The sequence below is a fragment of the Dapis brunnea BLCC-M229 genome, from assembly GCF_050015995.1.
Classification (GTDB): domain Bacteria; phylum Cyanobacteriota; class Cyanobacteriia; order Cyanobacteriales; family Microcoleaceae; genus Trichodesmium.
This window is the reverse complement of the sequence record NZ_JBNHEP010000190.1, coordinates 1-7,631: the sequence shown is the minus strand read 5'-3', so window position 1 is coordinate 7,631 and position 7,631 is coordinate 1. Positions and strand designations below refer to the sequence as shown.

Annotated in this window: 5 protein-coding genes; 2 read left to right on the top strand and 3 right to left on the bottom strand. The window is 38.1% G+C overall.

Annotation, left to right across the window (positions count from 1 at the left end; all coding sequences use genetic code 11):
• Positions 1-154: 154 nt before the first annotated feature.
• Together smc and ACP6PM_RS21465 are read left to right on the top strand one after the other, a co-directional pair.
• Positions 155-3,829, top strand: coding sequence for a chromosome segregation protein SMC (smc, locus tag ACP6PM_RS21470; RefSeq protein ID WP_426588211.1), 3,675 nt, complete (start codon positions 155-157; stop codon positions 3,827-3,829).
• 447 nt (positions 3,830-4,276) lie between these two features.
• Positions 4,277-5,365, top strand: a complete 1,089-nt coding sequence (locus tag ACP6PM_RS21465) for a PRC-barrel domain-containing protein (RefSeq protein ID WP_426588210.1) — start codon at positions 4,277-4,279, stop codon at positions 5,363-5,365.
• Between the two features lie 751 nt (positions 5,366-6,116).
• Here the strand turns inward: ACP6PM_RS21465 and ACP6PM_RS21460 are convergent.
• Genes ACP6PM_RS21460 through ACP6PM_RS21450 form a run of 3 tightly spaced genes read right to left on the bottom strand, consistent with a single transcriptional unit; the run spans position 6,117 to position 7,374 of the window.
• Positions 6,117-6,563, bottom strand: coding sequence for a zinc ribbon domain-containing protein (locus ACP6PM_RS21460; protein ID WP_426588249.1), 447 nt, complete (start codon positions 6,561-6,563; stop codon positions 6,117-6,119).
• A gap of 54 nt (positions 6,564-6,617) precedes the next feature.
• On the bottom strand, positions 6,618-6,959 hold the full coding sequence (locus ACP6PM_RS21455; RefSeq protein WP_426588208.1) for a transposase: 342 nt from the start codon (positions 6,957-6,959) through the stop codon (positions 6,618-6,620).
• Positions 6,952-7,374 (bottom strand): transposase, encoded by a 423-nt coding sequence (locus ACP6PM_RS21450; protein ID WP_426588206.1) that lies wholly within the window; start codon positions 7,372-7,374, stop codon positions 6,952-6,954. The genes ACP6PM_RS21455 and ACP6PM_RS21450 overlap by 8 nt, the downstream gene beginning before the upstream one ends.
• Positions 7,375-7,631 lie beyond the last annotated feature (257 nt).

Genomic DNA, 7,631 nt, shown 5'->3' with positions numbered 1-7,631 from the left:
TACAGATGAAATTTCCATTGAGTAAAAATTCCTATTGCCATATACGCAATAAAAGCTACCACTCCAAAAAATCCTAGAAACTAAAAGCCACAATCCCCAAGTCCTGTCTATAATTAATTAGATACAAATCTATCCAGTCCGAAAACTGGCCTTCATGGTTCATATCAAACGCCTGGAACTGACAAACTTTAAATCCTTCGGTGGCACAACGACAATTCCTTTGTTGCCCGGCTTTACTGTGGTTTCTGGGCCGAATGGTTCTGGCAAATCTAATATTCTCGATGCACTTCTATTTTGTCTGGGCTTATCTACTTCCAAGGGTATGAGAGCTGAACGTCTGCCAGATTTGGTTAACAATAAATTAGCTGGACGTAAAACTGTAGAAACTATTGTTACTGTCACCTTTGATTTGGAAGACCTCTCAAATCAAAATAATGGTCATAAAGAACAATACTCTTCACAGTCACAACTACTAGAATCAGAACTACCAGAAGAGGAAAACGGAACTAAAATTTTAGAATATGAATCTGAAGACCCTTTCGAGATAGCTAATTCTTTTGATTCATTATTAGAGTGGAGTATTTCTCGTCGCCTCCGAGTTACTAAACAAGGCACTTATACTTCTACTTATTATATGAATGGTCAGTCATGTACTCTGACTGAGCTCCACGAACAACTAAATCAACTTCGGGTTTATGCGGAAGGATATAACGTGGTTCTCCAGGGTGATGTGACTGGGATTATTTCTATGAAGCCTCGTGAACGTCGGGAGATTATTGATGAGTTGGCAGGGGTGGCTCAGTTCGATAGAAAAATTTCTCTGGCAAAAGGCAAATTAGACGAGGTGAAGGAGCAGGAGGAAAAAAGTCGCATTGTGGAAAAAGAATTGCAGAAACAATGTGACCGTCTTTCCCAAGATTGTGTAAAGGCTAAAAAATATCAACAGTTACGAGGGGAGTTGGAGGAAAAGAGTCTCTGGCAAACTATTCTGAGATGGCAAAATCTCCAAAAGCAGGTATGGAAACTTCGGGAAAATATTGAGTCGGGCGATCGCTCCCTCGCTGAATTTAACGAAAATATTCAGACTAAACAAACTGAAATTCAGGAGGCTCAAACTGAATTAGATAAATTTAATGCTCAAGTAAAGGCTTTGGGGGAAGAGGAACTTTTAGCTTTACAGTCAACTCTGGCTACCCAAGAAGTGGAGCGCCGACAACTCCAGGAAAAGCAGAAAGAATTAGAGACTACTATTAATCAGACTAAAACTAATCTTAGTCAACTAGAGGAAGAAGTAGATAGACTCCAGCAAAATTTAGAAGTATTAGCCACAGAAAAAATTGTTCAAAGTCAAAATCTCTCATCTTTAGAAGCTACCCGCAACGGGGCTATTGAAATTCTCAATCAACAACGAGAGTCAGCTAGTGCCATTGCCGATACTGCTGAAGCTTGGGTAAAACAACAAGCTGAACTTCATCATCAAATTGAAACTCTACAACAAACCGTTAACCCCCAACGGACTGAGCAAGCTAGAGTTAGGGAAAAAATTTACCAGTTAGAAAAGCAAATTCAAGAACAACAGGAGTCTTTAGGAACTCTAGGAGTAGAAATTGAAAATCAGACAAAGTACAACGAACAGATAAAAGAGTCAAAAGAAGCATCCAGTTATCAAGTAGAATCTTTGACAAAACAATTAGAGGCTGTAGAACAAGACTTACAAATTCAGCAAGATACTCAAACTCGCCTCCTTCAAGAACAAAGAGATAGACAAAGAAAACTTGATAAATTAGAAGCTCAACAACAAGCAATTCAAGAAGCCACAGGTACTTATGCCACTAAAATGCTACAACAGTCGGGTATTTCCGGCATTTGTGGATTAGTCGCACAACTCGGAAAAGTCGAACCTAAATATCAATTAGCTTTAGAAATTGCTGCGGGTAGCCGTCTAGGGAATATGGTAGTCGAAAATGATCGAGTGGCTGCCTCCGGAATTGAATTTTTGAAAAAGCAAAAAGCTGGCAGGATGACATTTTTGCCTTTGAATAAAATTAGACCTCCCAGACTCAACCAAGATAATAGTTTACGTTGGGGAGCAGCCGGATTTATAGATTATGCTGTGAATTTGATAGACTGTGACTCTCGTTACGGAAATATTTTTGCTTATGTGTTTGGTTCAACCGTGGTCTTTGATACTTTGGCAAATGCTAGACAACATTTAGGTAAATATCGGATAGTTACTCTGGATGGGGAAATATTAGAGAGTAGTGGGGCGATGACTGGTGGAAGTATGTCGCGCCGTTCCGGGAGCTTGCATTTTGGCACCGTTGATGATAATGACTCGACAGAAATAGGAGAAATGGAAAGCCATCGTCAACGTTTACAAGAAATAGATATAGTTCTAGAGCGATGTGTGGCAGAAATTTCTCAACTCCAAGAAAAGCTGAAAGAGCGATCGCGAGCTTTGATGGAAGGAAGGCAGTATTTTCGGGAAACTCAGCTCAAAGTAGAACAAATTGAGGCAGAATTGCAAAAATTGACCAAACAACAGGAGCAAGGGCAAGGGCAATTAGAGAAAAATACTCAAGAATTGGCTAATGCTCAAACTAGATTAGTATCCCTAGATCGAGAAATTCCAGTTCAGGAAACCCAGTTAACTCAGCTAAGAGAAACTTTAGCCGAGTTGGAAAAATCTCATACTCACAGTGAATGGCAACAGATGCAATCTATGATTCGGTCTCAAGAGGCAGTTTTGCAAGAACGGGAAACTACTTTACGGACTGCCGAACAACAACTACAAGATTTAGAAAATCAACAACAGCTCTTACAAGAAAAGGTAGAAACAACTTCTCGTCGCCGTTCAGAATATCAAGAGCAAGAATTAAAGGCTAAAAATACCATAAAAGAAGTAAATAGTCAAATTTCAGTTGTGGATGAGCAAATTACCCAGACTAAAGTAGGTATGGCCAAAGCAGAAGAAAAGTTAGGGACAGAGAAACAAAAGCGAGACCAAGCTGAAGCTAATCTACGGGAACTTCATTTAGCTAAACAACAATTAGAATGGCAGCTACAAAAATTACAGGAATCTCAACAGGGACGTCGGGAACAGTTAGTCGCTTTACAAACCCAGTTAGAAGAGCAAAAAGCAGAAGTGCCCGATCCAATCCCAACAGTGCCCGAAAATATTAAAATGGGAGAATTAGAAAAGGAGGTCAGATCCCTACAGAAACAACTTCAAGCCCTAGAACCTGTAAATATGTTAGCCCTCGAAGAATATGAGCAAACTCAGAAACGACTAGAAGAATTAAGTCAAAAATTATCCACTCTGGAAGGAGAGCGAACAGAACTGTTGTTAAGAATAGAAAACTTTACTACCCTAAGACAACGTTCATTTTTTGAGGCTTTTGATGCTGTGAATCAAAATTTTCAGACAATCTTTGCCACACTTTCCGAAGGAGACGGTTATCTCCAACTAGAAAACCAAGAAGATCCCTTTAACAGTGGGTTAAATTTAGTAGCCCACCCCAAAGGAAAGCCAGTCCAAAGATTGGCCTCCATGTCTGGAGGAGAAAAATCTTTAACAGCCTTAAGCTTTATTTTCGCCCTACAACGTTACCGCCCATCTCCTTTTTATGCCTTTGACGAAGTGGATATGTTTCTAGATGGGGCAAATGTGGAGCGATTAGCTAAAATGATAAAACAACAGGCACAACAAGCTCAGTTTATTGTTGTTAGTCTACGGAGGCCAATGATGGAATCATCTGAACGTACTATCGGTGTGACCCAAGCTAGAGGCGCTCATACTCAAGTTTTAGGGATTAAAATGACCAGATAGGTAGTAGGGAGTAGGGAGTAGGGGAGTGGGGGAGTAGGGGAGTATTTTTCAATCTTTTTCCTGCATTGCCTAATTCCCACAGACGACTCCTGACTCAAAAATTTAATCGCGGGCAAAGATCCCAAATGGGTTCTATAGACCAAAAGAAGCTGATTGCTGAGTGCTACTTCAAATCTGCTACTGCAAAACTAAAAGTCAATTTAAGAAGTAGGCAGAAGTTACAATAAGCTTCTGGGGAAAACCCACTACTAATTTTAGACCAGGGTTATTGTAGATTTAGCAGGGGTAATGAAACCTTATTCTTCATTCATTCCAACTACAAAATTCAGAATTTAATTCTACCTGGGTCTTACTCAATTCTTTATTGATAAATTATAATTTTATCTAACTTTTGACTTTTGACTTTTGACTTTTGACTTTTTATTTAAAAATCGGGATTAGACTATAATGACATCTGAAAAAATCCGCCAACGCTCCGAACTATTAGGAACTCAAATAATTACTCGTGATAAAGGTAAACGCCTAGGGGTAGTAAGTCAGTTATGGGTAGATGTTGATAGACGAGAGGTGGTAGCTATTGGACTACGGGACAATATATTGGCAGTGGCTGGAATACCCAAGTTTATGTTTCTCAAGAATATTCGTGAAATAGGCGATGTTATCTTAGTAGATGATGAAGAAGTAGTAGAAGAAGATATTGATGCTGAAGCCTATAGTAGTCTGATAAATAGTGAAGTCTTGACAGAAAATGGTGAACTGTTAGGCAGAGTTAGAGGTTTCAAACTTGATACCAGAGATGGTAAAGTTTTGTCATTGATTATCGCTTCTATTGGTATACCTCAAATTCCAGAGCAAGTTATTAGTACTTATGAACTGTCAATTGATGAAATTGTCAGTAGTGGGCCAAATCGTCTAATTGTGTTTGAAGGTTCTGAAGAAAAACTACAACAGTTAACAGTAGGAGTATTAGAACGTCTAGGTTTAGGGGAAGCTCCTTGGCAAAGAGAAGAAGAGGGATTATATTATCCTCCTACTGTGAAACCTGAGAATCAATTAACTTCAGGAACACCAGTGACTCGTGAACCTATTCGTACAGTATCACCCTCTACTCAGGAAACATGGGATGAAGACTGGGCTGAACCAGATCCAATAAGACGTAGAGTAGTTGAACCAGAACCAGTTTATAATGACTATTATCAGCCAGAAGAGGCTTCTCCTCCACGGCAACTAGAACGAGAAACAGTCTATGATGACTATTATGAGCCAGAACCTGTAGCTCCGCCATCAGCACACCAGGTCAGACGAGAACCTGCTAATGACGATTACTATGAAGAAGATAATTGGGGCGACTCGGGTGCTGAATATGATTATGAAGAGGATAAAAATCAGCAGAAAGATTATCAAGCAACTCCAGAGTATGAATATGATGAGGAGATAGAGAAAGATGCTTGGGCTGATGATGAGGCTCCAAAACCTTATCAAGCAACGCGTGTGAATATTCCTCAGAAAACTAAGGTGCCAGAATATGAAGACTAACCACAAATCTAATCAAAGTGCTCAAGTCGCTGAAATGGTTAGTCCACTTCCCTACTAGCTCTGGTTCTAAAGGTTGCCAAAACCCCATTAAAAGATGCTGCTGCGGTTAACTCAACTCCCTCTCAAATTTTTGAAACTTTAAAAGCAAAAGGTTTGCCCGTAATTACTGGTAGTAGTGCTGGTATTAAATACAACCGTTGTCGATTGAATTTGCCATGCATAACACTAGATAGATGCAGCCAGTATTGGTGAAGTTGAAAAGTTAACAATGCTGACTTCTCAACCCTTAGTGGTAAAAACAATGGGACATGGTTGCCGACAAATGTTACTAGACCGACACAGCTAAAAATGTGCATTAGAAAAATGACTTAATCTCTGATAAATTCAGACTTTTCCTAAAAATTTATTGCACCATTTAAGGTGTGTCAGTCTAGTACAAATGGATAAATATGGTTTTCCTAGGATTGGTTACAAGGCAAAAAAAAACTGTACCAGGTTGGAAAACTGGGGATATTATCAATGTGGTCAAAAGGAAAAATGCTGGGTTAAAAGGAGTCAGGATTAAAACGGTGAGAACCAAAGGCAATTTTGATGTCCGACATGGGGATAAAATTTTGTCTGTATCTCGAAACCATATCCAATCTGTCCATAGACGAGATGGATACAATTACTCGTTTTAAGTATATTTTTTCTAAGACCTTACTCCCTTTTTTACTGTAACAACCGCTCAACTAAACTTACTCAAACTTACTCAAAGGTCTGAAAGTCTCGTCATTCGTAGTGGATCGACCACCACAGGGTTAAACGGCAAACCCTTTATTCCCTGGTCAAAGACATCAGGAATTACTTTTTTAATAATGTTCAACGACCCATTTACATCTGCATTTAATAATTTATTTTCACCGGTTTTATACAACCCTCTTGTTACTCTTTTTCCACTAAATTTCGGTTTTTTCTCTCCATATTTTGGTAATTTATCCCCATCTAAACAGCTTGATTGAGATGTATAAGATTCTTCTGTAATTATTACTTTTATTCCTTTGAGTTTGGCTTTATACGTTAACATCTCTATTAACCTATAATGAGGGATATTGACAAATTGTTGATTGTTCTTTTTTCCTAATTTTACCTCTTGTTTCCAGGTATGGTTGTGCCCAATAACTAATTGGCCTATTTCATGGTTGACACACCAATCTATTACTCTTTTACTGGCTGTATGGAGATAATTTTCTACTCGACAATTTCGTTTCGGCTAAGAGCCGACATGAATGTGAGTTAATTTTTTTAACCGCTCTGAATTACTTCTATTGTGGTTGTTTTTTAATTCAGATTGTAAACAAGAGCGCTGTTTATTATAAAATGTGTTAATGGCCTTTAATGGTCTGCCTTTAATCAATAGAGGTGCAATTCCTGTTTGATTTGTAGTTACAGCTATTAAGTTATTTACTCCTATATCCACTCCTGCTACTTGTTGATTATTTGTTATTTCTTCCGATTTTTCATAGACTATTTCTATTATGTAACAGCTACTTTTGGGGATGATTCTGGCCTCTATTATTTCTGTCTGTGAAGTAGGAATTTTTATTTCACTCATAGACAGATGACAAATTCCTTTTTTTAAGGATTTTTTGTAAATTGATTCCTCTGGATAGGGCAGAATATTTCGGCATGCATGTCTTATGTTTATATTTAGGTATTTTTGGTTTCCCTAAAAATTTATTTGGCTGTTTTTGCCATGCTTTTAAAGCGGCAGAATAACTTGTCCAACTTTGATCTAATCTCCTAATAATTTGCTTGCTTACCTTAGTAGGTAAAGCTTGATAATCGTCACTTTTAGATACATGGTGATAAAGTTCGGTAAAATTTAATTTCTTTTGATTACTAAAGAAATATTGACGATAATAATAGTTAGCTAAATTAAAGAGATTTTTCGACAAAAAAGCCTTGTGGTCACAAGCTGACCACAAATCATGGGATTTGCTGATAACATGACGTTCAACTAGCTTCATATCTTAATTGTAGCTGATCAGGACTCTATGGAGCCACAACTGAGAAAAATTGCTTATTTTAGCTTAATATCTATATTTATGAGTAAGTTTGATAAATTTTAGACAAGTTTTCCCTTTCTGTATTTACCCCTTTTTGAATTTGGTATAAATTTCTTTATAGGTGCTGATGCAAAATTAATTACATATTTTATTATACATCTTTTTTAACTCCCCCGGCGGGAAGTCCCGCGCTCTCCCGTAGGGGAGCGTCGGGATGA